General features: G+C 70.2%; 19 protein-coding genes. 12 read left to right on the top strand and 7 right to left on the bottom strand.

Features of this window, described 5'->3' with window-relative positions; all coding sequences use genetic code 11:
* The first annotated feature begins 30 nt into the window (after positions 1 to 30).
* From hemQ to IMT31_RS03400, 4 genes are read left to right on the top strand one after another with little or no spacing between them, the layout of a single operon-like run.
* A complete protein-coding gene (hemQ, locus tag IMT31_RS03415; RefSeq protein WP_345355432.1) occupies positions 31 to 780 on the top strand; it encodes a hydrogen peroxide-dependent heme synthase in 750 nt (249 codons plus the stop codon).
* Entirely contained in the window at positions 780 to 2,072 is a 1,293-nt protein-coding gene (locus tag IMT31_RS03410) for a ferrochelatase (protein ID WP_378109414.1), read from the top strand. The genes hemQ and IMT31_RS03410 overlap by 1 nt, the downstream gene beginning before the upstream one ends.
* The gene (hemC, locus tag IMT31_RS03405) at positions 2,069 to 3,124 is read left to right on the top strand and encodes a hydroxymethylbilane synthase (protein ID WP_413543760.1); all 1,056 of its coding nucleotides are present in this window, start codon (positions 2,069 to 2,071) and stop codon (positions 3,122 to 3,124) included. The genes IMT31_RS03410 and hemC overlap by 4 nt, the downstream gene beginning before the upstream one ends.
* A 25-nt stretch (positions 3,125 to 3,149) precedes the next feature.
* On the top strand, positions 3,150 to 4,001 hold the full coding sequence (locus tag IMT31_RS03400) for a uroporphyrinogen-III synthase (protein WP_413543759.1): 852 nt from the start codon (positions 3,150 to 3,152) through the stop codon (positions 3,999 to 4,001).
* 36 nt (positions 4,002 to 4,037) lie between these two features.
* On the opposite strand, the gene IMT31_RS03395 is transcribed toward IMT31_RS03400, so the two are convergent.
* The 3 genes from IMT31_RS03395 to IMT31_RS03385 form a co-directional block, all read right to left on the bottom strand.
* Positions 4,038 to 5,537 carry an MFS transporter gene (locus IMT31_RS03395; protein ID WP_413543758.1) on the bottom strand — a complete coding sequence of 500 codons (1,500 nt, stop codon included), beginning with the start codon at positions 5,535 to 5,537 and terminating at the stop codon, positions 4,038 to 4,040.
* The gene (locus tag IMT31_RS03390) at positions 5,534 to 6,937 is read right to left on the bottom strand and encodes a M20/M25/M40 family metallo-hydrolase (RefSeq protein ID WP_413543757.1); all 1,404 of its coding nucleotides are present in this window, start codon (positions 6,935 to 6,937) and stop codon (positions 5,534 to 5,536) included. The genes IMT31_RS03395 and IMT31_RS03390 overlap by 4 nt, the downstream gene beginning before the upstream one ends.
* A gap of 69 nt (positions 6,938 to 7,006) precedes the next feature.
* The gene (locus IMT31_RS03385; protein WP_345355447.1) at positions 7,007 to 7,861 is read right to left on the bottom strand and encodes an NYN domain-containing protein; all 855 of its coding nucleotides are present in this window, start codon (positions 7,859 to 7,861) and stop codon (positions 7,007 to 7,009) included.
* Positions 7,862 to 8,036: 175 nt separating this feature from the next.
* On the opposite strand from IMT31_RS03385, the gene IMT31_RS03380 reads away from it, so the two are divergent.
* From IMT31_RS03380 to hemL, 3 genes are all read left to right on the top strand, one after another.
* Positions 8,037 to 10,424: a DUF1989 domain-containing protein gene (locus tag IMT31_RS03380; RefSeq protein WP_413543756.1), complete on the top strand. Its 2,388-nt coding sequence runs from the start codon at positions 8,037 to 8,039 to the stop codon at positions 10,422 to 10,424.
* An 82-nt stretch (positions 10,425 to 10,506) separates the two neighbouring features.
* Complete coding sequence (gene hemB, locus IMT31_RS03375) at positions 10,507 to 11,502, top strand: porphobilinogen synthase (protein ID WP_413543755.1); 996 nt, start codon at positions 10,507 to 10,509, stop codon at positions 11,500 to 11,502.
* The gene (gene hemL, locus IMT31_RS03370; RefSeq protein WP_413543754.1) at positions 11,502 to 12,854 is read left to right on the top strand and encodes a glutamate-1-semialdehyde 2,1-aminomutase; all 1,353 of its coding nucleotides are present in this window, start codon (positions 11,502 to 11,504) and stop codon (positions 12,852 to 12,854) included. Before hemB ends, hemL begins: the two co-directional genes overlap by 1 nt.
* A gap of 224 nt (positions 12,855 to 13,078) precedes the next feature.
* Here hemL and IMT31_RS03365 read toward each other — a convergent pair whose 3' ends face one another.
* Positions 13,079 to 13,732, bottom strand: coding sequence for a GNAT family N-acetyltransferase (locus IMT31_RS03365; RefSeq protein ID WP_413543753.1), 654 nt, complete (start codon positions 13,730 to 13,732; stop codon positions 13,079 to 13,081).
* A gap of 371 nt (positions 13,733 to 14,103) precedes the next feature.
* Here IMT31_RS03365 and IMT31_RS03360 point away from each other — a divergent pair, with 371 nt between their 5' ends.
* A complete protein-coding gene (locus IMT31_RS03360) occupies positions 14,104 to 14,616 on the top strand; it encodes a TetR/AcrR family transcriptional regulator C-terminal domain-containing protein (protein WP_413544362.1) in 513 nt (170 codons plus the stop codon).
* Between the two features lie 257 nt (positions 14,617 to 14,873).
* The gene (locus IMT31_RS03355; protein WP_413543752.1) at positions 14,874 to 15,245 is read left to right on the top strand and encodes a hypothetical protein; all 372 of its coding nucleotides are present in this window, start codon (positions 14,874 to 14,876) and stop codon (positions 15,243 to 15,245) included.
* Here the strand turns inward: IMT31_RS03355 and IMT31_RS03350 are convergent.
* On the bottom strand, positions 15,235 to 15,636 hold the full coding sequence (locus IMT31_RS03350) for a hypothetical protein (protein ID WP_413543751.1): 402 nt from the start codon (positions 15,634 to 15,636) through the stop codon (positions 15,235 to 15,237). The genes IMT31_RS03355 and IMT31_RS03350 overlap by 11 nt on opposite strands.
* Before the next feature lie 157 nt (positions 15,637 to 15,793).
* Positions 15,794 to 16,516: a 3'-5' exonuclease gene (locus IMT31_RS03345; RefSeq protein WP_378109416.1), complete on the bottom strand. Its 723-nt coding sequence runs from the start codon at positions 16,514 to 16,516 to the stop codon at positions 15,794 to 15,796.
* 81 nt (positions 16,517 to 16,597) lie between these two features.
* Between IMT31_RS03345 and IMT31_RS03340 the strand changes: the two genes are divergently transcribed.
* Positions 16,598 to 17,002 (top strand): MGMT family protein, encoded by a 405-nt coding sequence (locus tag IMT31_RS03340; RefSeq protein WP_345355468.1) that lies wholly within the window; start codon positions 16,598 to 16,600, stop codon positions 17,000 to 17,002.
* A gap of 41 nt (positions 17,003 to 17,043) precedes the next feature.
* On the opposite strand, the gene IMT31_RS03335 is transcribed toward IMT31_RS03340, so the two are convergent.
* Entirely contained in the window at positions 17,044 to 17,949 is a 906-nt protein-coding gene (locus IMT31_RS03335; protein WP_413543750.1) for an endonuclease/exonuclease/phosphatase family protein, read from the bottom strand.
* A 192-nt stretch (positions 17,950 to 18,141) separates the two neighbouring features.
* Here IMT31_RS03335 and IMT31_RS03330 point away from each other — a divergent pair, with 192 nt between their 5' ends.
* Together IMT31_RS03330 and IMT31_RS03325 are read left to right on the top strand one after the other, a co-directional pair.
* Positions 18,142 to 21,477 carry an ATP-dependent helicase gene (locus IMT31_RS03330; RefSeq protein ID WP_413543749.1) on the top strand — a complete coding sequence of 1,112 codons (3,336 nt, stop codon included), beginning with the start codon at positions 18,142 to 18,144 and terminating at the stop codon, positions 21,475 to 21,477.
* The gene (locus tag IMT31_RS03325) at positions 21,474 to 24,950 is read left to right on the top strand and encodes an ATP-dependent helicase (RefSeq protein WP_413543748.1); all 3,477 of its coding nucleotides are present in this window, start codon (positions 21,474 to 21,476) and stop codon (positions 24,948 to 24,950) included. The genes IMT31_RS03330 and IMT31_RS03325 overlap by 4 nt, the downstream gene beginning before the upstream one ends.
* The last annotated feature ends 2 nt before the right edge of the window (positions 24,951 to 24,952 follow it).

The following is a 24,952-nucleotide window of genomic DNA, read 5'->3' as shown; positions in this document are numbered from 1 at the left end:
CATGGACGTGACACCACAGGAGTTGTGACGATGACCGAGAATCAGGCCGCAGACGCCGGCACCACCGGAGCACACGGTACGGGGGAGGCGGGAGAGACCAAGGCGGTCGAGTGGTTCACCACCTACACCGTCTTCGCGCGCAACGGTGGCAACGGTCACGGGGCGCACACCGAGACCGAGCGTCAGCGTGCCGTGGAGCAGTTCGACGCCCTCGTGGCCTCACTGGCCGAGCAGGGGGTGACCGTGCGGGGGACCTATGACGTCTCCGGCATGCGCGCGGACGCGGACATCATGGTGTGGATGTACGGCCACGTGGCCGAGGACCTGCAGGCCGCCATCCGCCGGCTGCGCCGCAGTGAGCTGCTGGCCGGCACCACGATGGTCCTCTCGGCCATGGGCTCGGACCGGATGGCCGAGTTCGCCAAGGATCACGTCCCGGCGTTCGCCATGGGCCGCAAGCCGCTGAAGTGGCTGTGCTTCTATCCCTTCGTCCGCTCCTATGACTGGTACCTGCTGGAGCCCGCCGAGCGCGGCCGCATGCTCAAGGAGCACGGCATGCTCGGACGCGAGTTCCCCATGGTCTGGGCCAACACCACCAGTGCCTTCGCGCTGAACGACTGGGAGTGGCTGCTCGGCCTCGAGGCCCCGGAGCTGAACAACCTGGTGGACATGATGCGTCACCTGCGCAACAACGAGACGCGCCTGCACGTGCGAGAAGAGGTCCCCTTCTACACCGGGCGCTACATCGCCACCGCCGAGATCGCGGAGGTGCTGGCCTGATGAGCACGCCCACCCCGGACGCCTCTGGTCCGGCACCGTCCTTCGACCCGCTGGCGGGCGTCGACGAGGAGGGGACCATGGCCCCGAAGGAGTATGACGCACTGCTGCTGGCCTCCTTCGGCGGGCCCGAGGGCCAGGACGACGTGATCCCGTTCCTGCGCAACGTCACCGCCGGCCGCGGCATCCCGGACGAGCGTCTCGAGGAGGTGGCCACCCACTACCGCGCCAACGGTGGCGTCAGTCCCATCAACGCCCAGAACCGCGCACTGATGGCCGCGCTGGAGGCTGAGCTGGCGGCCCGGGGCCTCGAGATCCCGCTCTACTGGGGAAACCGCAACTGGGCCCCGTACATCCCCGAGACGCTCGAGCGGATCCACGCCGACGGGCACCGCAGGCTGCTGACCGTGGCCACCTCGGCCTACTCCTGCTATTCCTCCTGCCGTCAGTACCGCGAGGACCTGGGCATGGCCCTGCGTTCCACCGGGCTGGAGGGCCGGCTCGAGGTGGACAAGGTCCGGCAGTACTTCAACCACCCCGGCTTCGTGGAGCCCTTCGCCGAAGGTCTGCGCAGCGGGCTGGCCGAGATCCGCGCCGAATTGGCGGAGGCAGGGAAGCCCGAGGGGCGCCTGCACATCCTCTTCGCCACCCACTCCATCCCGACCTCGGACGCCGCGGCCGCCGGCCCCCGCCCCCTGTCCACCGAGCTGCAGGAGCAGACCGGTCTGGCCCCCGGAGAGGGCAACGGCGCGGACGTCTACTCGGCCCAGCACCTCGACGTGGCCGAGCAGGTCCTGAAGCTCGTCCCCGAGGCCGCCGGCGCGGACTGGTCGTTGGTCTACCAGTCCCGCTCCGGTGCCCCGCACGTGCCGTGGCTCGAGCCGGACATCAATGACGCCATCGAGGAGCTCGCTGCCGCACCGGCCGGCGGGCAGGGCACGGACGGTGCCAGCGACGGCGCGCTCGCGGGCGTGGTGGTGGTCCCCCTGGGCTTCGTGTCAGACCACATGGAGGTGGTCTGGGACCTGGACACCGAGGCGAGGCAGACGGCGCAGGACCGTGGACTGGCCTTCCGCCGCACCCCGACCCCAGGCACCCACCCCGCCTTCATCACCGGACTGGTGGACCTCGTGGAGGAACGTCTGGGCCGCCGCACGGGCCGGGAGTCGGTGGGCTGCTTCGGTGCCTGGAATGACGTCTGCGCCCCGAACTGCTGCGTCAAGGTGATGCGGGACGGCAGCGTCCGTCCGACGGTGGCGGCCTTCGACGCGGAGGTGGGTGTCCCCACCCGATGAGAGAGAACTTCACCGTAGGCACCCGCGGTTCCCACCTGGCCCGCACCCAGACCACCGGAGCCGCAGAGGCCCTGTCCGCGGCCTCGGGACTGCAACCGGTGCTGGAGGTCATCCGCACCGAAGGGGACGTGACCACCGGCTCGCTGGCCTCCCTCGGAGGCACGGGTGTGTTCGCCTCCGCCCTGCGCGCCGCCGTGATGGACTCCCGCGTGGACCTGGCCGTGCACTCGCTCAAGGATCTTCCCTCGGCGCAGCCCGCCGGGCTGGAGATCGTCTCCGTGCCGGCCCGGGTGGACGTGCGGGACGCGCTGTGCGCCCGCGACGGACTGCGGCTCTCGGAGCTGCCGGCCGGCGCCCGGGTGGGCACCGGGTCCCCGCGCCGCGTGGCCCAGCTCAAGGCCGTCCGCCCGGACCTGGACATCGTGGACATCCGGGGGAACGTGCAGACCCGGCTGGCCCGTGTCCCGGGGCTGGAACAGCATGATGACCACGCCCCCGCCGCCGTCGGGTCCCCGCGCGGTGACCTGGACGCCGTGGTCCTGGCCTGCGCCGGTCTGGACCGCATCGGCTATGACTGGGCCATCACCGAACGCCTCGCTCCCACCGTGATGATGCCCGCCCCCGGTCAGGGTGCGCTCGCGGTGGAGTGCCGCCCGGAGACGGCCGCGGCAGGGGACACCCTGGCGGCGGCGCTGGCCGACTATGACGATGCGGTGACCCGGCTGCAGGTCACCGCTGAGCGGTCCCTGCTCGAGCGCCTCGAAGCCGGCTGCGCCGCCCCGATCGGCGCCCTGGCCCGGGTGGAGCGCGGGCAGGAGCCCGGGTCTGAGCTGGCGACGGGCGGTGGCCGCCTGGTCCTGGATGCCGTGGTGGCCTCCCTGGACGGTGGCCGCCTGCTGCGCGAACACGCCGGTGTGGACCTGCCGGCAGTGCGGGTCCGGCTCGAGGACGGAACGGCCGACGCCGAGACTCTGGACCTGGCCCGGGACCTGGGCATCCGAGTGGCCGAGGCACTGCTGGCCGGCGGTGCCGACCTGTTTCCCGACACCTGAGCCCCGGCTCCCTCAGTACGCAGCGATGACTCCCGTGGCGCCGCACACCGTGGTGATGACCCGGCAGCCGGCGCAGGCTGGCGCCGTGGAGGCCGGGCTCGCCGCGGCCGGGTATCGGATCGCCTACCTGCCCCTGACGGATTTCGAGCTGCCCGAGGACTCCGGACCGCTGCGGGAGACGGTGGCCCTCCTGAACGGTGCGTGCCCCTCCGAGGCCCGCGTGGCCTGGCTGGTTCTCACCAGCCCCAACACGGTACGAGCCCTCGTGGCCCTCGGCTGGAACGGTCGGGTCCCCGGGTGCACCCGCATCGCCGTCACCGGCCCGGGAACCGCCCGGGTCCTGGCCGCCGCGGGTTTCGCGGACCGGCCGTGGATGCCCGAGGCCGATGCCTCCGCCGCCGGGATCCTGGAGCAGTTCCCGGCCCCCGGGGATGCCTCGTCCCGGACACTGCTGCTCCCGCAGTCCGCACTCGCCACGGAGGAGGTCGCGGACGGACTGGCAGCGCGTGGCTGGGACGTCGAGCGTCTGGACGCCTACCGGACCGTGCCCTACCCGGCAGAGCCCGGACGGCGACTGCTGGCCGGTCCCCACGAGCCCGATGACGGTGGCGAGCCGATCACGTGGGCCGTGGGCGGGGAACCGGGCCGCCCGGTGGTGACGATCGAGGACCTGGCGGGAACCGACGTGGTGCTGACGAGCCCCAGCGCGGTGCGGGAACTGGCCCGCCGTGGCGGCACCGCCCTGGCGAAGGACACGCGATTCCTGGCCATCGGACGGCCCACGGCCCGGGCCGCCCAGGCCACCGGACTGGAACTGGCGGGAACCGCGCCGAGCCCGGACGCCGAGGGGCTGCTGACGGTCCTCGCCGCCCTCTAGGGTCCAGGGCCCGGTAGTCGGCCACCGGGACCCACGTCAGGCGAAGGCCCTCTTCGGCACGAACAGCAGTACCACGGCAGAGATCACGGCCGTCGCCGAGCAGAGGATCCACACCGTGAGGTACCCGGAGAACGAACCGGCCGTGCCTCCGGTGGCCAACCCGGAGGTCGCCGGCTCCGGTGCGCTGGCGAAGGCCGTGGTGGCCAGGGCCAGCCCGAAGATGCAGGAGGCCACTGCGCCGCCCACGGTCTTGACCGAGTTGGTCAGTCCGGTGGCCACCCCCGTCTGCTCTCGCGGGGCAGCCGCCGCCGCGGCGGCGGGCAGTGAAGCCACCAGGGCACCGGACCCGAGGCCGACCACCACCATGTTGGTGATGGCCTGGCCGATGGACTCGTGGAACGGCAGGAACAGGGCGAAGCCCACAGCCACCGCGAGGCTGGAGAACAGCAGGGCCAGCCGGGGTGTCGCCCACCGGGAGACCAACGGCAGCAGCAGGGCGCCGGCGACCATCGAGATGAGGTAGACGCCGATGATCAGTGAGGTCTGGAACCCCGTGGCACCCAGCCCATAGCCGTAGACCTCCGGGTCCGTCCTGGCGAAGGTGGACAGCGGCGCCTGCGCCCCCAGCACGGACACGCCGAACAGGCCCGCCGTGGCGAAGACCGGCCACAGGGCGGGGTCGGTGAACATCCGCACGTCGATGAGTGGGTCCGGATGGGCGCGCTCCACCGCCACGAAGCGGAACAGGGCCGCCGCACCGGCCAGGAGCATCACCACGGCGAGCCAGAATCCACCGTGCCCGGGGGAGACGCCGGTGCCCCGGAGCACGAACAGGGCCCCCATGATCAGCACCAGGGACGAGGTCACCCAGGCCAGGCCGGACAGATCGAACTCCCGGATACGGAAGTTCGCAGCGGAGGCTCCGGGTGTCTCCTGCACCCCGAGGACGATGGCCACCAGGCACAGTCCCACCACGATGGCCGGAATGGCCAGGACCGCCCGGATGTCCATGGTGCCCACGAGAGCCCCCGCGGCCAGGGCGCCGGCGATGGCCCCCGTCTCCAGGGCGCCCACCAGCAGGGCGGCCGCACGTCGGGTCACCACGGCCGAGTCCGGGCGGTCCGCGCTGCGCAGGTAGACCAGCGCGATCTCCAGTGGAAGCCACACCACGTAGAACCCCTGCAGTGCCCAGGCCACCAGGAAGACCCAGAAGACCGGGGCGACCACCAGGGCGATCGAGGCGGCCAGCGTCACCATGGTGGACCAGACCAGCACCCGGCGATGGCCCACCTGATCGCCGAGCTTGGACAGGGCCGGGACCACGAGTGCGGAGAGCATGAGCTGGGACCCCTCCAGCCAATTCACGTCCGCGTCGTTCACGCCGAGGTGCCGGGCGATGTCCGTCAGCAGCGGCGCATAGTAGCCCTGCAGCACCCCCGAGGTGAACTCCACGAAGGCGAGGAAACCGACGATGGAGCCGAGGCCGCCGAAGAGCAGGGCCCCACGCCCCCGGAATCGGTTCCCGGTGGTGCTCATGCCCGGCTGCCCCGGGACAGGATGAGTTCCCGGTGGAAACGTTCCCCGCGTTCCAGGGACTGGACCGAGACCCACTCGTTCTCCCCGTGGATCGAGGCCCGCTGGACCTGGTCCATGCGCAGCGGCGCGAAGCGGTAGACGTGGCGGCACCAGGCGTGGAAGTGGCGGGAGTCCGTGGCGGCCATCAGCAGGTACGGCACCGGGACCACGCCTGGCCAGGAGGCCCCGAGGGCTGCGCTCAGCGTGGCGAACCGGTCACCGTCCGCCGGAGACTCCGGCGAGGGGTCCTGCCCGTGGACCAGCTCGATGTCCAGGTTCGGGTCCGCCACACGACGCGTGATCTCCGCGACGACCTCCTGAACGGTGTGCCCGGGGTCGATCCGGCAGTCCAGGACGGCGCTGGCCGTGGACGGCAGCACATTGTCGGCGGAACCGGCCGCCAACCGCGTCTGTGCCACGGTGGTCCGCACCATCGCCGCGGCTTCACCGCCCATCGCGCCCAGCGCTCGGGCCGCCACCGTCCGGGACCGGGTGACCCAGGGCAGGACGCGTCTCGCGGCACTCGAGGCGAGTGGACCCAGGGCGGCGAGCATGGCCGCCGTCGTGCCGTTCATCCGGGCCGGGAAGGGCCGCCGCTCCACACGGCGCAGGGCCCGCGCCAGCCGGGGTATGGGCGTGCCGGACGGCGGGTGGGAGGCGTGCCCGCCTGCGCCGGTGGCCGTGAGGCGCAGCTGGGCCTGGCCCTTCTCCGCCAGGCCGATCATGGCGCAGGTGGCCTCCACGAAGGACAGCGGGGCGGGGACCACGGCGCCACCCTCATCCAGCACAAGCCAGGGTTCGGTGCCGTGGGCCTGCAGGCGTTCCCTGAGCAGGTCCGAGGTGGCTGCGGCGTTGCGTCCGCCGACCTCCTCGTCACCGCCGAACACGAGCCAGATGTCATGCGCCGGTGCGTGACCGGCGGCCAGGAGGTTCTCCACCGCCTCGGCCACGGCGACCAGCGCGCCCTTGTCATCCAGCGCGCCCCGGCCGCGGACGGCAGGGGCCCCGGCGACCGTCTCCTCGGCGCCGGCGAAGGGGTCTGCGCCCCAGCCGGCGGCGGTCCACTCCTCCTCGGTTTCCGGCGCGGGGACCACGTCCCCGTGGGCCATGAGGACCAGCGGGTCCAGGGGGCTGGCACCCCGCCACCGAAACAGCAGTCCGGTGCCGTCCACCAGCTCTCGCTCCAGGCGGCGGTGCAGGAGCGGGTAGAGGCGTTCCAGGAGGTCGGGGAACGCCGCGAAGGCCTCGGCGACGTCGGCCCGGTCCGGCTCCGCGTGCCAGGCGGACACGGTGCGGAGCCGGATCAGCGCGGCCAGGCGGGCACCGACTCCCGGGCGGGGCGTGACGTTCGGTACAGGCATGCCGAAAGGGTAACCCGAAGGACCACCGGGTAGACGGTCAGGGCCGGTCAGGGCTGGCTGGAGCCGGAGTCAGTCCCGGTTCCGGCCCTGCTTCAGGCGGACCTGCATGCGGGAATCGGACGTGCGGTGTTCCAGGTAGGGCTGTTCGGAGACCAGGGTACTGAGCTTCTGGTGGCCGAAATCGCGGGGATCGAAGTCCACGTGGGCGCGGCTCAGGTGCTGGCCGACCCGGCTCAGGGACGCCCAACCGTCGTCCCCGCTGGTGGCGTTGACGGCCTTGGACAGGGCGCTCTCGAGGTTGATGCGCGCGGTGTCCTCGATGTCCTCGAGCGCGGAACCGGCGGAGTCGGGTGCATCGACGGTGCCAGTCGACTCGGCCGTGGGGTCGGTGACATCGGTGTCGTTGTCATTCGCCGCGCCACCCCGGCGGCCTCGGCGCGTGGCCCGGCGGCCGGGAGAGGGTTCCTCCTCCGCCGCGCCCCCGAGCAGTTCGAGGTAGATGAACTGGTCCACACCATTGCGCAGGGACTCCGGGGTCTTGCGCTCACCGAGGCCGATGACGCGCTTGCCGGACTCACGCAGCCGGGTGGCGAGCCGGGTGAAGTCCGAGTCCGAGGAGACGATCGCGAAGGCCTCCACATTCCCCATCCACAGCAGATCCATGGCGTCGATGATCAGGGCCGAGTCCGTGGAGTTCTTCCCGACCGTGTAGGAGAACTGCTGGGTGGGTTGGATGGCCAGACGGTTCAGCTCATTCTTCCAGCCGCTGAGCTGGTTGGTGGTCCAGTCCCCGTAGGCGCGCTTGATGGTCGGGGTGCCGTAGGTGGCGAGCTCCTCCAGCACCGCGCCGGCGTGGGTGGGGGAGACGTTGTCACAGTCAATCAGCACGGCGATGCGGGTGGTGGCGCTGGAGATTTCGGTCATGTCCTCACCGTACCGGGGTCCGAACGGGTCGGGCGGCCGCACCGCACTGGCCGGACCCACCGAGGAACCGGTCTGCCTGAGCCCTTACATGGGCCGTGGATGTGGGCTACGTTACGGGGAACGCCGGGACCGGACGGCGTCAACCGCAGATTCTCATCCCCGAGGAGGGATACCGGTGACTGCACCCCTCGACCTCTCTGATCTGTCCTCCCTTCCCCTCGATCTGGCTCGGCCCAGATTGGTGCAACCGGGGCTGTTGCCCGTGGTGCCGGGCCACGAACGGTATTGGGTCCGGCCCGGCGGGGTGACGGCCCTGGAGATGGAGGCGGGCGACGAGATCACGATCGTCGACCGCTTCGGGGCCCAGGCCGCCGAGTTCACCGTCCTGGGCAACGGGGGCGAGGACTTCGCCGCCGTGGGCCTGCGGGCGGATGCCCCGGCCACCGTGCTGGGGGCCCTGACCGAGGCCTCCACCTTCGACAACGAGCAGGTGGCCCGGGTGGTCAACGCCCTGGCGCAGCGCGGCCTGCGCCCGGATGCCGCCCACTCCGTGCGGTTGTTCGGAGGGTGGTCGCCCGCCGGGTCTCGCGAGGGGTTCACGGCCCAGCGGCCGGTGACCGCCGTCGTCGGGAATCCGAGCTGGCAGATGGCCCTCGAGGACCCGAACCCGCCCTCCGAGCTGATGATCGAGGTCCAGCGGGCCAACCCCCACACCCGGCGCGAGATCGAGCTGCCCCCGCCCCTGGCGGACCCGATCCTCGACGTCCGCATCAACAACAGCACGGCCGTGGCGTACGAGGTGAAGAAGGGTGACTACATCCAGATCCTGGACGTCGAGGGGCGGCAGTGCTCCGACTTCCTGGCCTTCGATGCCCGCGCCCTGCAGGAGGGGCACGAACTGGGCCTGGATGCCAGCACCACCCGTCACATCGTGGGACAGGCCTACTCCCAGCCCGGGTTGTACGGGAAGTTCTACAACCAGGACATGGATCCACTGGTGGAGATCATCCGGGACACCGTGGGACGCCACGACTCGTTCACCCCGGCCTGCAATGCCAAGTACTACGAGGACTTCGGCTACCCGGGCCACGTGAACTGCACGGACAACTTCAACCGGCAGTTGGACTCCTACCGGGTGGCCTCCCGGAGGTCCTGGCCAGCGCTGAACCTCTTCTACAACACCATGTTCGACGAACACAACATGCTGGTGTTCGACGAACCGTGGTCCCGGCCGGGTGACTACGTCATGATGCAGGCCCAGCGAGACCTGGTCTGCGCGTCCTCGGCCTGCCCGGACGACATCGACCCCTCCAATGGCTGGGTCCCCACCGACATCCACCTGCGCGTCTACTCCCCGGAGCGGAGATTCTCGATGGCCATCTCTCACCGCACCACGCCCGACGCCGAGCCGAAGCTCACCCGCCAGACCGGGTTCCACCCGCGCACCAGCGCCCTGACGAAGCAGTTCACCGAGTACCGCAACTTCTGGCTGCCCACGCACTTCGACGGCCACGGCCCGAAGGCCGAGTACTGGGCCTGCCGGGAGAAGGCCGTGGTGATGGACCTGTCCCCGCTGCGCAAGTTCGAGGTGCTGGGTCCGGACGCGGAGGCCCTGCTGCAGTACTGCATGACCCGCAACATCCGGAAGCTCTCCGAGGGCCAGGTGGTCTACACGGCCATCTGCAATGACACCGGCGGCATGATCGACGACGCCACCGTCTTCCGTTGCTCCGACACCAACTTCCGGGTGATCCCCGGTGACGACTACACGGGGCAGTGGATGCGGCAGATGGCCACGGAGCAGGGGCTGGACCGCGTCTGGATCAAGGACTCCACGGACCAGTTGCACAACATCGCCGTCCAGGGCCCGGCCAGCCGGGACATCCTCAGGGACCTGATCTGGACGCCGCCGCAGCAGCCCGACTTCGACTCCGTCACCTGGTTCCGCTTCACCATCGGCCGGATCGGGGACCATCAGGGCCTCCCGGTGATCCTCTCCCGGACCGGATACTCCGGTGAGCTCGGATACGAGCTGTTCTGCCACCCGAAGGACGCCCCCGCCGTGTGGGACGCGGTCTGGGAGGCGGGCAAGCCGCATGGCCTGGCGCCGATGGGGCTGGACGCCCTGGACATGGTGCGCATCGAGTCCGGCCTGGTCTTCGCCGGCTACGACTTCGACGACCAGACGGACCCCTTCGAGGCCGGGATCGGATTCACCGTGCCGCTGAAGACCAAGGAGGACGACTTCTCCGGCCGAGGGGCGCTGCTCAAGCGGAAGGAGAACCCGCAGCGCACGATGGTGGGCCTGGAGTTGGAGGGGAACGAGTTGGCCGGCCATGGAGACCCGGTGCACGTGGGCCGCTTCAAGGTCGGGGTGATCACCAGCGCCACGCGCTCGCCGATCCTGCGCAAGAACATCGCCCTGTGCCGCATGATGGTGGAGCATGCCGAGATCGGGGCCGAGGTCCAGGTGGGCAAGCTGGACGGCCAGCAGAAGCGGATCCCGGCCACGGTGGTCAAGACCCCGTTCTACGATCCGGAGAAGCTGAAGCCACGCTCCTGAAGGGTGCGGGCCAGAGGCCTAGACTGGAGGGCGTTGTCCGCCGCTGCCCGCGGCCATTGCACCCGAGCCTGCAGAGGATCCCATGGCCTTCCCGTCCCACCGTCCGCGCCGCCTGCGCCAGTCCGCCGCGATGCGCCGGCTGGTGGCCGAGACCCGGCTCCACCCGGCAGACCTGATCCTGCCCGTGTTCGTGCGGGAGGGCATCAGTGAACCGGTGGCGATCACGTCCATGCCGGGAGTCGTGCAGCACACGCAGGACACCCTGCGGCGCGCGGCGTCCGAGGCGGTGGAGCTGGGGGTGGGCGGCATCATGCTCTTCGGCATTCCCGAGAAGCGGGACGCGATGGGCTCGGCCTCCCTGGACCCCGAGGGGGTCCTCAACCGCGGGATCCGCGCCGTCAAGTCCGAGGTCGGCTCTGACATCGTGGTCATGTCCGATCTCTGCCTGGACGAGTTCACCGACCACGGCCACTGCGGGGTGCTCACCGCAGACGGCGCGGTGGACAATGACGCCACCCTGGAGATCTATGGGCAGATGGGCGTGGCCCAGGCCGAGGCCGGCGCGGATATGGTGGGACCCTCCGGCATGATGGACGGCCAGGTGGCCGTCATCCGGCAAGCGATGGACGACGCCGGCCGGCAGGACACCGCGATCCTCGCCTATGCCGCCAAATACTCCTCGGCGTTCTACGGACCCTTTCGCGAGGCGGTGGATTCCCAGCTCACCGGTGACCGCAAGACCTACCAGATGGATCCGGCCAATCGGCGCGAGGCCCTCCTGGAGGTGTCCCTCGACCTGGACGAGGGCGCGGACCTGGTCATGGTCAAACCCGCCATGAGCTACCTGGACATCCTGCGGGATGTGGCGGAGTCCGCGTTTGAACGGGGTGTGCCCGTCTCCGCGTACCAGATCTCCGGGGAGTACGCGATGATCGAGGCTGCCGCCGCGAACGGTTGGATCGACCGGGATGCGGCCGTGGCCGAGTCCGTGCTCTCCATCCGCCGGGCCGGCGCTGACACCGTGCTGACGTACTGGGCCGCCGAGCTGGCCCGCTGGATCAAGGAAGGACGGTTCTGATGACCGCTGAATCCACTCCGCAGGCCGCGACGACGGCCGCCACTGCTCCCACCACCAACGCGGCCCTGTACGCGGCCGCCCGCTCGGTCATCCCGGGCGGGGTCAACTCCCCGGTCCGGGCCTTCGGGTCCGTGGGCGGGGACCCCGTGTCCATGGTCCGGGCCGCCGGACCCTACCTGACCGACGCCGAGGGCCGCGAGTACGTGGACCTCGTCTGCTCCTGGGGACCCATGCTGCTGGGCCACAACCACCCCGCCGTGGTGGACGCCGTGCACCGGGCAGTGGACGCCGGACTGTCCTTCGGCACCTCCACCCCGGACGAGTACCGCCTGGCCGAGCTGATCGCCGGAAGGGTCCCCGTGGAGCGGGTGCGCATGGTCTCCACCGGCACCGAGGCCACCATGACCGCCATCCGCCTGGCGCGCGGCGCCACGGAACGGAATCTCATCGTGAAGTTCGCCGGCTGCTACCACGGCCACTCGGACGGACTGCTGGCCGCGGCCGGCTCCGGCGTGGCCACCCAGTCCCTGCCGGGCTCTGCCGGGGTCACCGAGGCCCAGGCCGCCGAGACCCTCGTGGTGGGCTACAACGACCGCGCTGCCCTCGAAGAGGTCTTCGCCGCCCGCGGGACCGAGATCGCCGCCGTCATCACCGAGGCCGCCCCCTGCAACATGGGCGTGGTCACCCCGAGCGACGGTTTCAACCAGTTCCTGCGCGAGATCACCCAGCGTCACGGCGCGCTGCTGATCTGGGACGAGGTCCTCACGGGCTTCCGCGCCTCGGAGGCCGGCTACTGGGGGCTCTCCGGCAAGCACGAGGGCTGGACTCCGGACCTGTGGACCTTCGGCAAGGTCATCGGCGGAGGCATGCCGACCGCCGCCGTGGCAGGCCGGGCCGAGGTCATGGACCTGCTGGCCCCCCTGGGCCCCGTGTACCAGGCAGGGACGCTCTCCGGGAATCCGGTGGCCATGGCCGCGGGCCTGGCCACGCTGCAGAACGCCACGGGCGGGGTCCATGACACCATTGCCCGGCGCTCGCAGCAGCTCGAGGACCTGTTGGTCGGGGCACTGACGGAGGCCGGAGTGGACCACTCCATCCAGCGGGCCGGCACCCTGTTCTCGGTGGCCTTCGGGACCTCGGAGCGCGGCGTGCACGACTACGCCGATGCTCAGGCTCAGGAGACCTTCCGCTACGCGCCGTTCTTCCACGCCATGCTGCAGCACGGGGTGTACCTGCCCCCGAGCGTCTTCGAGGCGTGGTTTGTCTCCTCCGCCCATGACGACGCCGCCATGGACCGGATCGCCGAGGCCGTGCCGCATGCGGCCCGTGCGGCTGCCGCTGCCACGGACTGAGGGTCTCCGGCACCGGTATCGTTCTCCCGGGGGAACCGGCTGCAGCCACAGACCTGTGCATCGTGGCGGCAGAACCCGGAGTCATCGGGTGCTCTGGTGCCTCCGGGCCAACGGTGGGCTTGGAAGGCAGGGAGGCCAGGTCCGTCCGGGGCGGGGCGGATACCACCCATCCGGCCGAATCCGGGACTCAGGCCCACGACAATCTCCTGGTGCAATAGGCCCGCTCACTTCCCGGGCGAGCGCCACATGGGTTGAAGAACCGGCCCATCTGCGGGAAGGGCCAGAGGACTGCCGTGATCGGTGAATCCGTTGCGAAGGTAGAGCCGCCGGTTCTGCGGAGTCGAGGCCTCCAGGTAGATGGGCACATCGATCGCCTTCGCACGGTCGATCCCGAAGCGGAGCATGGCAGCTCCGGCTCCCCAGCCGCGGAATTCTGGTCGGGTTGCCATCGAAGACAGGAAAAGGTGGTGCCCTGCGGGATGCCGCGCGGCCGTTGCCGTCGCCGCAGCGCGCATCCTGCGGGCGACCGGATCGAAACTGCCGATGGCCTCGGCGGGTTCCGAGCTCATGGCGGCGCGATGATCTGCGTCGAGGTCATGCCAGAGGGACACGGCGACGGCCTCGCCTCCGGACGTGACGGCGATCGTGAGTTCCTCGGCCTCAACGGTTGCCCGCAGTGAGCCCGCGAATGACTCCCGTATATGAGCCCGCCGCGCGGCGGGGTCGGGAACAACCCAAGAGAGAACTGCCTCGTCGGCGAAGGCCTCTGTACTGAGACTCAGAACCGCGTCGAACTCGGACCGCCGGGCCGGGCGGACTTCCAGACTCATCGTGGACATGGCGTTCTCCTGGTGGTGGTGTTTCGCTCCGGAGTCCATCCTGGGGCAGTCGACGACTGTGGTGTACTGGTTTCGTCGCACGAGATCTGAGACGAAAGTTGCCAGTGGGTTGCACAGAATGCGGACGGGAGTTGGGTCCGCCGGGTGGCACCGGGAGGCCCCGGCGTTATTGCTCACGGTCCTGTCAGTCCAGGGCCTACCGCCGCCGCCGGGACCAAGGCCGTTCTGCCATCTCTCCCGCACTGGCGGATCGGCACTGGGCAGCAGTTCCGTTGCTGACGGCGGCCATCTCCCTGGCTGACGCCGAGGGAATCGAAGCCGTGACCTTGCGGAGCGTGGCTCATCAGACCAGAAGTCCCTTGGCCGAAGTCCAGCGGAGCTTCGCGAGCCGTGATCAGCTGGTGTTCGCGATGACTCAGGACGTCTACCGGCGCCGAGGTGTTCGGCTGACGAGCCCTGGGAGACCGGCTGAGACACTGATGCATCTAGCTCGGATGGAATGGGCCGTCTACGGTGACCACCCTTGGTTGGTCACCGTTCTGACCAGTACTCGCCCACCACTGACCCCTGTGGTCCTGGACATAGCCCGTGCGTATGTCGATGCATTCGTCGCCATGGGCATGGACCGTGCCGTGGCCCTTGGCCGCTATGTGGCATTGAACTCCTACGTTCAGGGTATGGCGATGCTGGTGGCGGCAGAACAGCGGGAGAGGACGCGCACACAGAAGAGCCCTGAATCCTGGTGGTCGGAGGAGATGAGCCGGCTGAACCGCACCGGGGCGCCAGCGCACTCCAGATGGATCGCCGAAGTGAGTGCCGGTGACGTGCCGGACTCCGCCGACATCTCGAACTGGTTTCAAGACGGCCTGGGACTGTTCATCGCCGGACTCACCGAAGACGTTGCGTCAGGACGTTCATGGTGAGCGTCAGTAGGGTGGATGAACCCGACGTCGAGCGAAGGTCGAGCGAAGGTCGAGCACAGGAGGCGCAGATGGGGGTGAAGCCCAGGTCGACTCCGAACCGTGGTGCCGTGGTGGCCTTGGCGGCTGGACTCGCCCTGGCGGGTTGTGGAAGTGAAACGGGCAAAGGTGTGCCTGCGTCTCAAGCCCCAGCCGCCACCACGAGTGGGTCGACCTCACCCAACCCCGGATCCTCGCTGTCCACCCCGGTGTCCGATTCGGTGGGCAGCCTGGACGAACTGTTCGAGGCCGTCGACGAGCGTCTCGACTGCCCGAGTCCGTCCGATGGCTTCTTTGGGGAGGACCATTACTTCATGGTCGGTGGCGGTGCACAACTCGTGGGGCGTCTGTGTGGCGAGACCATGGTCATGGCGTGGTCTGACGACCCCTCCATGATTCACGGTGCCCGTGAGTTGCTGAGTTCGTCCGTTGCTCCTGTACCCGTGGTGGGCACGGCGGAATGGTTCGTTGCCGACATGACCGAGGCGCGTGAGGGCGGCACAGGCGTCCCGAAGCACCAGGCGGCGTCCAAGGACCTGGGCAGGATCGCTGCAGATCTGGGCGCCGTGGGGAGCAACCGGGTCATCCCGTGATCGTCGTCCGCTTCGGCACCGGCAGATTGCGTACGGCCTGCCATGTCAGGAAGCCGACCATCATGACGTTCAGGAGGACCGCGCCGGCTGCAGGAGCCCCTGGCGATATCCACCAGACGAGCATCTGCCCCAGGCCGATGAGCATCACGATTGCTCCCGATCTCATCACAGCCCTGCGAGATCGCTGACCTGGCCAGGAGAACAACCCGGCCCCGAGCAGCCACATCCCGACCAGGGCGCTGGGAGGCACGCTGAGCCAGGTGAGCGCCAGCAGGGCGACGCTCACCCCGACGGCACCGACCAGGTGTAGGACGCCGGAGCCGATTCGGCCGGTCAACGCGGCCACACTCACCGAGCCGGCCAGCGGCACCAGCAGGAGGGACGCAGCCACAACGCCCGCCCAGGGCAACCCCGACCAATCGAGCCAGAAGGTGGGCGCGAGGACTCCTGCCAGGCACCCCACCGCCGAACAGGCCAGCAGTAGACTCGCATGCCACTCATGCTCCGTCTGGTGGCTCACGGAGTGAGAGCCGCGGACCAGGACACCCCTAGCGACCCTGCACCGGCCAATCGCCGTTGATCACGGCGGCGGGATCCTTGCGGCGCAGGTATTCCTGGAAGCTGGCCGACTGTTCGGCCTTCCACTGCACCTGGAACCCGTGCAGCTCGGCCAGGGGGATCTGGAGCTTCGGGTATTTCAACGCCAACTGATCGGCCACTCCCACTGCGGCCAGGGAGTCCGCGGCGGAGGTGTGGGCATCCAGCAGCTCCACGCCGTAGAAGGCGCAGACATCGGTCAGGGTGCGCTTGCCCTTGCGGTACCGGTCCACCTGTTTGTCCATGATGTGCGGATCGATGATCCACTGGTTCTTCAGTGGCTCCAGCCCACGGCGGGCCAATTCCCGGTCCATGACGGTGAAGTCATAGGAGGCGTTGAAGGCGATGACGGGGATACCCGCGTCGAAGAAGTCGCGCAGCGTGTCGGCGATCTCCACAATGGCCTGATCGGCCGGCATCCCCTCGGCCTGGGCCCTCTCCGTGGTGACACCGTGCACGGCGGAGGACTCCTCGGGGATCGGCACGCCCGGGTCCACCAGCCACTCATACGCCGCGGCGAGCTGCCCGTGTGGGTCCACCACCACCAGGGACGCCGTCACCACGAGCGCCTCCTCCGGGTCACGTCCCGTGGTCTCCAGATCGAACCCGACGCGGATCTGCTGGTGCCAGCCGGCCGCCGGAGGTGCGGGGATGTTCTGTGCGGTCTCGCTCACACCCCACACGCTACCGGTCCACGGCGCACGAGGCACGGAACCGGCCGAAGGCTGTGGGCCGGAAGGGCAGAATGGTGATCTGTGGAGGATCTCACCCAGTTGCCGTCCGGCCCCTACGAGCTGTTCGAGGCGCTCGTCCTGGCCGCCCGACTCGTCCCACCGGGCCGAGCCATCAGTTATGGGGGATTGGCCGGTCTGCTCGGGGCGGGAGGCCCGCGCCAGGCCGGCGCTGCCCTGTCCAGGGCTCCGGACGGGACACCCTGGTGGCGGATCGTCCGAGCAGACGGCTCCCTGCCGGCGCGCTTGTCCGCCCGCGCCGCATCCCACTACCGGGACGAGGGCACACCGATGAAAGGTCGCTCGGGCCGCACCGCACTGGGGCAGGACGACAGCGCGCACCTCCGCGTGGACCTCGCCCGGGCCCGGTGGGATCCGGACGAGGTGCAGCTCGCCGTGCTCGCAGAGTTGCGGCACCGGTTGGGGTAGCGCCGTGGCGGGAACGGACAGGTAGGGAGCGAACGATCCGGTTACCTGGACGTGCCGCGCGGATGCGGCAGCGTCACCTCGGCGACCACGGGGAAGTGGTCCGAGGAGTACACCTCGGGAACCTCGGCGGACAGCGGGATGATCTCCGGGGTGGCCAGGATGTAGTCGATGCGGCTGCTCGGGTTGTCCGGAGCGAAGGTGAAGCCGTCGCCGGTGCCCACCTCGGTCCACACATCGTCGAAGAGGGTGGTGAACGTGGCGTACTCGGGCTGGTGCGGAGCGGCGTTGAGGTCACCGGTGAGGAGGCCCGGCAGGCCTGAATCCGCCACGATCTCGTTGACGGCCTTGAACTGCTTCTCGCGTAACTCGCCCTCATGACCGAGGTGTGTGAGGTGGGTGGTGTAGAAGGTGAACTCCGAACCGCGGACCCTGACGTCCGCCTGGGCCAGGCCCCGCTGTTCGCCGTCCTCGGAGTTCGGCAGAGGAGTGTTCCGGCAGTCCTGTAGCTCGTGCGTGGACAGGATCGCGGTGCCATACTGGCGGCGTTGCTGGCCCGGCTCGGTGGGATCCTGGTCCAGATTGGCGGCGTAGCAGTGGTCCATGCCGAGCATGCCGGCCAACTCGGCGGCCTGGTCCTGGAAATCGGAGCGTGCGCCCCAGTGACGGTCCACCTCCTGTAGACCGATCACGTCCACATCCCAGGACTCGATGTCGTCGGCGATCCGTTCCAGATCCAGCACGTCGTCCGAGTCGGCTCCGTGGTGGATGTTGAAGCTGGCCACCGTGATGGTCCGGTCTGAGGCGTGACGGCCCTGGCTGGGGTGCGAGTCGCGATCGTGGGGGCCGCCAGCGGCCGCCGGAACGGTGGAGGCCAGCAACAGGGCAGAGGCGGCCAGGACGGCACCGGCAGTTCTCACGGCGGCAGGTCGGGCGGGATTCTTCGTCATCAGGGTCCTTGTCGTCGGAGGGAGTGTGTGTGGGCGGCGAGAAGCGGCCAGGTGGCGTGCTGCAGGGCAGGTCGCCTCCTGCAGAGATGGTGCGGACAGCACAGTCCAGGAACATGACCCCGAGTCGCTCTGACGGTGACGGCCGGGCCAACCGTGAGTAAACGTGTCGGCAGGTGCTGGTTGAATGAAGGCATGCCCGCTGAAGACCCTCAGGATGCCCTGCGACTCACCGCACCACGAGCGGTACATGTGGAGCCACTGAACCCGAATCCGGAGCAGCAGCGGGTCCTGGAACTGCCCCCGGGCCACGGTCCGGTTCTGGTGCTGGGCGGAGCCGGGACGGGCCGCAGCGCGCTCGCCGTGGAGTACGCCGCCCGGCGCATCGAGGCCGGTCTGGAGCCCGGCCGGATCCTCGTGCTCGCACCCACCCGTCTGGCCTCGGCCCGGCTGCGGGATGACCTGTCCGTGCGGCTTGACCACGGCGGCCGGGGCACGCGGACCTCCACGCCCGTGCGGACCTGGGCGGCCTATGCCTTCGACCTGATCCGGCGGGCGCGGACGGCCGGCTTCCTGCCGGCGGTGCAGCGGACCCCGCGGCTGCTGTCCGGGGCGGAGCAGGACACGGTGATCGCGGAACTCCTCGAGTCCTATGCCTCGGGCGAGCGCGGGGGACCGGACTGGCCTGCCGACCTCGCCGAGGCCGTGCCGACCCGCGGCTTCCGCAAGGAGGTGCGCGAGCTGATCGACCGCACGAGTGAGTACGGGATCGAGCCGGGCCACCTCGAGGACCTGGGAGAGCAGCACCATCGGCCTGAATGGGGGGCCGCCGCAACCCTGCTCCAGGACTATCGGGACCGGTTGGACCTGGGCATGAGCGAGGCCTTCGACCCAGCCGGGCTGCTCACCACGGCCTGCCTCCTGCTGGAGGAGAACCCGGAGCTGCTGGAGAACGAGCGGACCAGCCTGCCCGTGCTCGTCATCGACGACCTGCAGGAGGCCACCCCGGCCGTGCACCGCCTGATCCGTGTCCTCGGCACGGGCCAGGACGTGGTGGCGCTGGCCAGCCCGGACACGGTGGTTCAGGGATTCCGCGGCGCCCGTCCTGATCTCGTCCGGGACTACCCCGGATGCCTGCTCCCGCGAGTCGAACCGGGTGAGGAACGGACCCACCTGCTGACCACCGGATACCGGATGGAGGGTGACGTGCTGGCGGCCTGGCAGCGGGTGGCCCGCCGGATCCCGGCACTGCCGGGCACCCTCGAGCTGCGGCAACGGATGACGCCGGCGGACACGGAGCAAGCGTCCGCCCAGGACGTCCCCGCCACCCTCCGGTTCCACGGTGCCACCGCCCATGTGGTGGCCTCGCCCCCGCACGAGCAGCTGCTGGTGCTCCAGCAACTGCTGCACCTTCATCACCGGGGTGGGGTCCCCCTCGGGGACATGGCCGTGATCGCCCGTTCGGGTCCTCTCGTGGCCGAACTCGCGCGCTACCTGGAGGCCGAGGGCGTCCCGGTCAACCGCTCCGTGGCGGACACCGTCCTGAAGAGCGAACCGGCTGTGACGCCGTTGTTGTCCCTGCTGCGCACCGTCTCCTCGGGCCCGGAGGTCCCGGAGTCCACACTGGACAGTGAGACCGCGCTCTGGCTGGCCGGCGGCCGCTATGGCGGGGCCACGGCGCTGCACCTGCGTCAACTGCGCCAGCGACTGTTGCAGGAGGAACGCTCGGGCGGTGGCACCCGCTCCAGCACGGAATTGCTGCTGAACGTCTTCGAGGACCCCGCGGCCCTGGCCCGTCACCCCATCCCCGGGGCCGGCGTGCAGCGCATCGCGAGGATGGTGGCGGCGGGCCGCGCCGCCGCGCAGGACCCGGCGGCCACCGCCGAGTCGGTGCTGTGGGCCCTCTGGGACGCCTCGGACCGGCCGACCCGCTGGGAGAGGGAGGCCGTGACCGGGACCGGTGCCGCGTCCCGGCGGGCAGACCGGGACCTGGATGCCGTCGTCGGGCTCTTCCAGGCCGCCGAGAGGTACGTGGACCAATTCCCGGGGGCCTCCCCACTGGCCTTCGCCGATTACATGGAGGCCCAGGACCTGCCCATGGACTCCCTCGCCTCGACCTCCTCGCAGGAGGGGTCCGTGTCTGTGGTGACCCCTGCGAGTGCGGCGGGCCGGGAATGGGATGTGGTGATCATCGCGGGACTGCAGGATGGCATCTGGCCCAACACGCGGCTGCGCGGTCAGCTCCTGGGCGCCACCGACCTGGCCGATGTGGCGCAGGGCCGGACCACCCGGATGGACCACCGGTCCCGGCTGGCCGAGGTGCGCCAGGACGAGCTGCGCAGCTTCGCCACGGCCCTCTCCCGCGCCCGTCAGCGGGTCATCGGCATCGCGGTGGCCTCGGAGGACCACCAGCCCTCTGACTTCCTGGACCTGATCGAACCGTGGCGGAGCCCGGACACGCCGCGTCCGCTGACCGATGTACCGCGCCCCATCACCGCCGGCGCCCTCGTGGCGGGGCTGCGGCGCGAGCTGGAGGAGGCTGCCCACGCTGTTCACCAGGACGGCCCGCCCCCATCCGCGGCCGTTCATCCCGAGCCCGACGCCGGCCCGTCACCCAGGGTGCGTCAGGTCACCGCCGCTCTGGCCCGGCTGGCCGCGGAGGGGATCCGCGGCGCAGATCCGGCGCAGTGGTGGGGGCTGCTGCCCCTGTCTACCGAGGAACCACTCGTGGACACGGAGACCGCCCCGGTCCCGGTGTCCCCGTCCCGGGTGGAGACGGCGCTGCAGTCACCGTTGAACTGGTTCATCTACCAGGCCGGAGGCCAGGCCGGAAGCACCCAGGCCCAGTCCATCGGCACCTTCATCCACTCGATCGCAGAGGCCTACCCGGAGGGCCCGGCCGAGGACCTCATCGCCGAGCTGGAGCGTCGCCTGCCGGACCTCGGACTGGAACCGGGATGGGAGTCGGAGCGGGTTGCGCAGGAGGCGCGGCGCATGATCGGGTTCTTCGTGGGCTACCTGCGGCAGATGGAGCAGGAGGGCCGGTCCGTGGTGGACGTGGAGCACCGTTTCGAGCAGGAACTGGAGCGCGGCGGACTACGGGTCCAGATCCGGGGCAGCATCGACCGCCTGGAGCGGGACGGCCAGGGCCGCCCCTACGTGATCGACCTCAAGACCGGAAGGCACACCCCCACGTCCAAGGAGCTGGAGCAACTGCCTCAGCTCGGCGTGTACCAGGCGGCCATTGCCGCCGGGGCACTGCCGGCCGAGGACTTCGGCCGACCCACGGACCCGGGCGGTGCCGCGCTGGTCCAGCTGCGCACCACCAACAAGAACGTCAAGATCCAGGACCAGGCGGCCCTGGAGCCGGACCACCAGTGGGCCCTCGAACAGATCTTCACCGCAGCGGCCGCGATGGTCGGCCCACGGTTCCTGGCGGTTCACGGGGGAGCTGCCAATCCGCGGTGCGCCCTCCCGGCGCTCTGCCCCATCCACAGCGAGGGAAGGCAAACCACCGAATGGCACCGATGAGCCCCGAGTCCGTCCCGGACGTCAACAGTGCGCGCTACTCCCCGGAGGAGCTGGCGGGACTGTTGCGGCAGCACGCCCCCACCGAGGAACAGTCGGCGGTGATCAGCGCCCCTCTCCAGCCTCGGCTGGTGGTGGCCGGGGCCGGCTCCGGCAAGACCGCCACCATGTCTGATCGAGTGGTGTGGCTCGTGGCCAACGGTTTCGTGGCCCCGGACCAGGTCCTCGGCGTGACCTTCACCCGCAAGGCCGCCGGCGAGCTGGCCCAACGCATCAACCGCAAGCTGGACCTGCTGACTGAGGCCGGCCTCGAGCTCCCAGAGGGTGATGCCGGGGGCGCAGAGGAAGAGCCGGGGATGCTGACGGAAGGGGCCGCCCGGGCCAGCGTCTCCACCTATCACTCCTACGCCAACACGCTCGTGCGGGATCACGGGATGCGCATCGGCCTGGAGCCGGACACCGGGATGATCGGCGAGGCCCAGTCCTACCAGATCATGTCCCGGATCGTCCGGGCCTACGAGGGGGACCTCGGCTTCGCGAACATCGCGGCCTCCAGTCTGGTCAGCAGCGCCATCAAGCTGGCCGGGGACTGCGCCGAGCACCTTGTGGAGCCGGACCAGGTGGAGGAGTACCTCGCCGAGCAGCACCGCTTCGGCGAGTCCCTGCCCTATGACGCCAAGCGGGTCGAGGGATCCCACGCCGATGTCACGAAGATCTTCACCATGCTTCGCCTGCGGCGCGTCATGGCCGAGCTGGTGGTCTCCTACCGGCAGGCCACTCTGGAGGCCGGGGTCATGGACTTCGGAGATCTCGTGCGATTCGCCGCCCGGATCGCGCAGGACGTCCCGCCCGTGGGCGAGATCGAGCGGTCCCGTTACCGGGTGGTGCTGCTGGACGAGTTCCAGGACACCTCCCACGCCCAGCTCGAGCTGTTCCGAGGCCTGTACGGCACCGGAGGGCACCCCGTCACCGCCGTGGGGGACCCCCACCAGTCGATCTACGGCTTCCGCGGGGCCTCGGCCGGTCAGCTGTTCGCCTTCCCGAGGTTGTTCAGCGTCCCGCAGGAAGGCGCCGGTGCGCAGCCGGCTCCGGTCAGCTACCTCACCACCGCGTGGCGCAATTCGCATACCATCCTGGCCGCCGCCAACACCGTGGCCGGCCCGTTGCGCAGTGCCCCCGTCGCCGGAATCCAGGTCAAGCCCCTGACCGCCTCGCCTGTCGCCGTGGACGGCGTGGTGCGTGCCGCGTGGCTGCCGGACTCCGAGCAGGAGGCCGCGGCCGTCGTCGCCGCTCTGCAGGAGGCCGGAGATGACGGACTGCCGCCGGCCCAGCGGCCCACCCGAGCAATCCTGTGCCGCACCCGCGGTCAGTTCGAGCCGCTGATGGCGGCCATGGATCAGGCGGGAATGCCCTACGAGGTGCTCGGGTTGTCCGGCCTGCTGTCCGTGCCGGAGGTGGCCGATCTCATCGCCGTGCTCCAGGTGATCTCGGACCCGAGCCGATCCGACTACCTGATGAGGCTGTTGACCGGGGCCCGGTGGCGCATCGGCACCGCGGACCTGGTGGTGCTGCAGGCACGCGCGGCCGCCCTGGAGAGGGGCCGGCGTTCCACCGGGGCGCCCGGCGTTCCGCAGGAGACGCAGGATCGGACGGAGCCCGAACAGGACACCTCGCCGGAGGAGGACGCCGAGTCCTCCTCGCTCATCGAGGCGCTGGACTGGTTGCCGGAGCCGGGATGGACAGACTCGGCCGGGCGGGGGTTCAGCTCCGAGGGACGGTCGCGGCTCGAACGTCTGTCCAGGGAGCTGCGCTACCTGTCCGGGCAGACGGGACTGGAGCTCACCGCCCTCATCCGACTGGTGGAGACCACCCTCGGCCTGGACATCGAGGTCGCGGCGCGGCCCGGTGCCTCCGGCGTCACGGCGCGGCGGCACCTGGATGGCTTCCTCGACGCCGCCCGGGACTTCACGCAGGGGGCCCTGGAGGGGTCCGGCGCCGATCTCACCGCATTCCTCGCCTGGCTCCAGGCGGCGCAGGAGCGGGAGAAGGGGCTCGGGATGGCCGGGACCGAACCCAGTCGGGAGGCGGTCCAGTTACTGACGGCTCATGCCTCCAAAGGACTGGAATGGGACGTTGTGGCGGTCCCCGGACTGGTGGACGGCCAGTTCCCCGGCAAGACCGTGGACACCTGGACCTCGGAGAAGTCGGGCCACCTGCCCTGGCGGCTGCGCGGGGACGCGAACAGCCTGCCGCAGTGGGACACTGACTGGTCGAACCAGCGGGACTGGGCCGGTCACGCGGTGGGCTGGAGCCTGAAGCACCAGAAGGAGGAGTATCCGGACTCCTACCGGGACCTCGCGGCGGCGCACCATCTGGAGGAGGAGCGGCGCCTGGCCTACGTGTCCTTCACGAGGGCGCGGACGCTGCTGCTGCTCAGCGGCAGTCACTGGCGGGGAGAGACCAAGACGCCATCCGTGCCGTCCCCCTTCCTCAACGAGTTGCTGGAGGCCGAGGGAGGCGTCCACGTGGTGACCGGTCCGTGGGCCTCGCCCGAGGAGGTGGGGGAGGAGAACCCCTTCGCGCAGCGAAAGCTCATGTCCTGGTGGCCCTTCGACCCCCTCGACGGGCCGGAGGTCCTGGTGATGGACCCCTCCGCCCCGGAGGACCCGGAACGGGCGGCGGCCCTGCCCCCACGGTCCCGGCCCCGCCGCCGGGCGGTGGCGCAGGCTGCACGGTGGGTGCGGAATGCCGCGCCTGAAGTCGAGTCCGGGGACCTGGCCCGCCAGGTGGAATGGGTCGTGGAACGGTCGGCCCCGGTCAACCACCGCAGCCGACTCGTGGTGCTGCCCGGTCACGTCAGCGCCTCCACCTTCGTGGAGATGGCGAACGACCCCGAGGCCCTGGCCCGTCAGCTCCGCCGGCCCATGCCCCGGCCACCTGCCCATGCGGCTCGCCGGGGGACCGCGTTCCACGCCTGGGTGGAGGATCATTTCGGTGCCACCGGGATGCTCGACTTCGACGACCCCGAGGACTCGGCGGATCACTGGGTGGAGGATGCCCTGGACCTGGAACCCATGAAGCAGAGCTTCCTGGCCAGCCGGTGGGCTGACCGGCTTCCGGCCTACATCGAGCCGCCGGTCGAGACGACGGTCGGAGGAGTGGCGCTGCGCGGCCGGATCGACGCCGTGTTCCGCGAGGGAGGCTCGCCGCAGGTGCCCAACGATCCAGCCGCTCTCTGGGAGCTCGTCGATTGGAAGACCGGTGCCGTTCCCTCTGGGCGTGAGCTGAGGATCAAGTCACTGCAGCTGGCCGTCTACCGGCTGGCCTGGTCACGGCTGCACGGCATCCCGCTGGAGAACATCAGCGCGAGCTTCGTCTACGTGGCCCACGGCGTGGAGAAGTCACTGCACAACCTCGCCGACGAGGAGGAGCTGGAGGCCATCCTGGCGGCAGCGGTCACCGAGCAGGGCGACTGAGG

The organism is Citricoccus nitrophenolicus (genome assembly GCF_047305825.1).
Classification (GTDB): domain Bacteria; phylum Actinomycetota; class Actinomycetes; order Actinomycetales; family Micrococcaceae; genus Citricoccus; species Citricoccus nitrophenolicus.
The sequence above is the reverse complement of the archived record's forward strand: the minus strand, read 5'-3'. Positions and strand labels throughout refer to the sequence as shown.

Coding starts and splice junctions, on each gene's coding strand:
- hemQ (WP_345355432.1), top strand. CDS start 31: ATGACCGAGAATCAGGCCGCAGACGCCGGCACCACCGGAGCACACGGT.
- IMT31_RS03410 (WP_378109414.1), top strand. CDS start 780: ATGAGCACGCCCACCCCGGACGCCTCTGGTCCGGCACCGTCCTTCGAC.
- hemC (WP_413543760.1), top strand. CDS start 2,069: ATGAGAGAGAACTTCACCGTAGGCACCCGCGGTTCCCACCTGGCCCGC.
- IMT31_RS03400 (WP_413543759.1), top strand. CDS start 3,150: ATGACTCCCGTGGCGCCGCACACCGTGGTGATGACCCGGCAGCCGGCG.
- IMT31_RS03395 (WP_413543758.1), bottom strand. CDS start 5,537: ATGAGCACCACCGGGAACCGATTCCGGGGGCGTGGGGCCCTGCTCTTC.
- IMT31_RS03390 (WP_413543757.1), bottom strand. CDS start 6,937: ATGCCTGTACCGAACGTCACGCCCCGCCCGGGAGTCGGTGCCCGCCTG.
- IMT31_RS03385 (WP_345355447.1), bottom strand. CDS start 7,861: ATGACCGAAATCTCCAGCGCCACCACCCGCATCGCCGTGCTGATTGAC.
- hemB (WP_413543755.1), top strand. CDS start 10,507: ATGGCCTTCCCGTCCCACCGTCCGCGCCGCCTGCGCCAGTCCGCCGCG.
- hemL (WP_413543754.1), top strand. CDS start 11,502: ATGACCGCTGAATCCACTCCGCAGGCCGCGACGACGGCCGCCACTGCT.
- IMT31_RS03365 (WP_413543753.1), bottom strand. CDS start 13,732: ATGGACTCCGGAGCGAAACACCACCACCAGGAGAACGCCATGTCCACG.
- IMT31_RS03360 (WP_413544362.1), top strand. CDS start 14,104: ATGACTCAGGACGTCTACCGGCGCCGAGGTGTTCGGCTGACGAGCCCT.
- IMT31_RS03335 (WP_413543750.1), bottom strand. CDS start 17,949: ATGACGAAGAATCCCGCCCGACCTGCCGCCGTGAGAACTGCCGGTGCC.
- IMT31_RS03330 (WP_413543749.1), top strand. CDS start 18,142: ATGCCCGCTGAAGACCCTCAGGATGCCCTGCGACTCACCGCACCACGA.
- IMT31_RS03325 (WP_413543748.1), top strand. CDS start 21,474: ATGAGCCCCGAGTCCGTCCCGGACGTCAACAGTGCGCGCTACTCCCCG.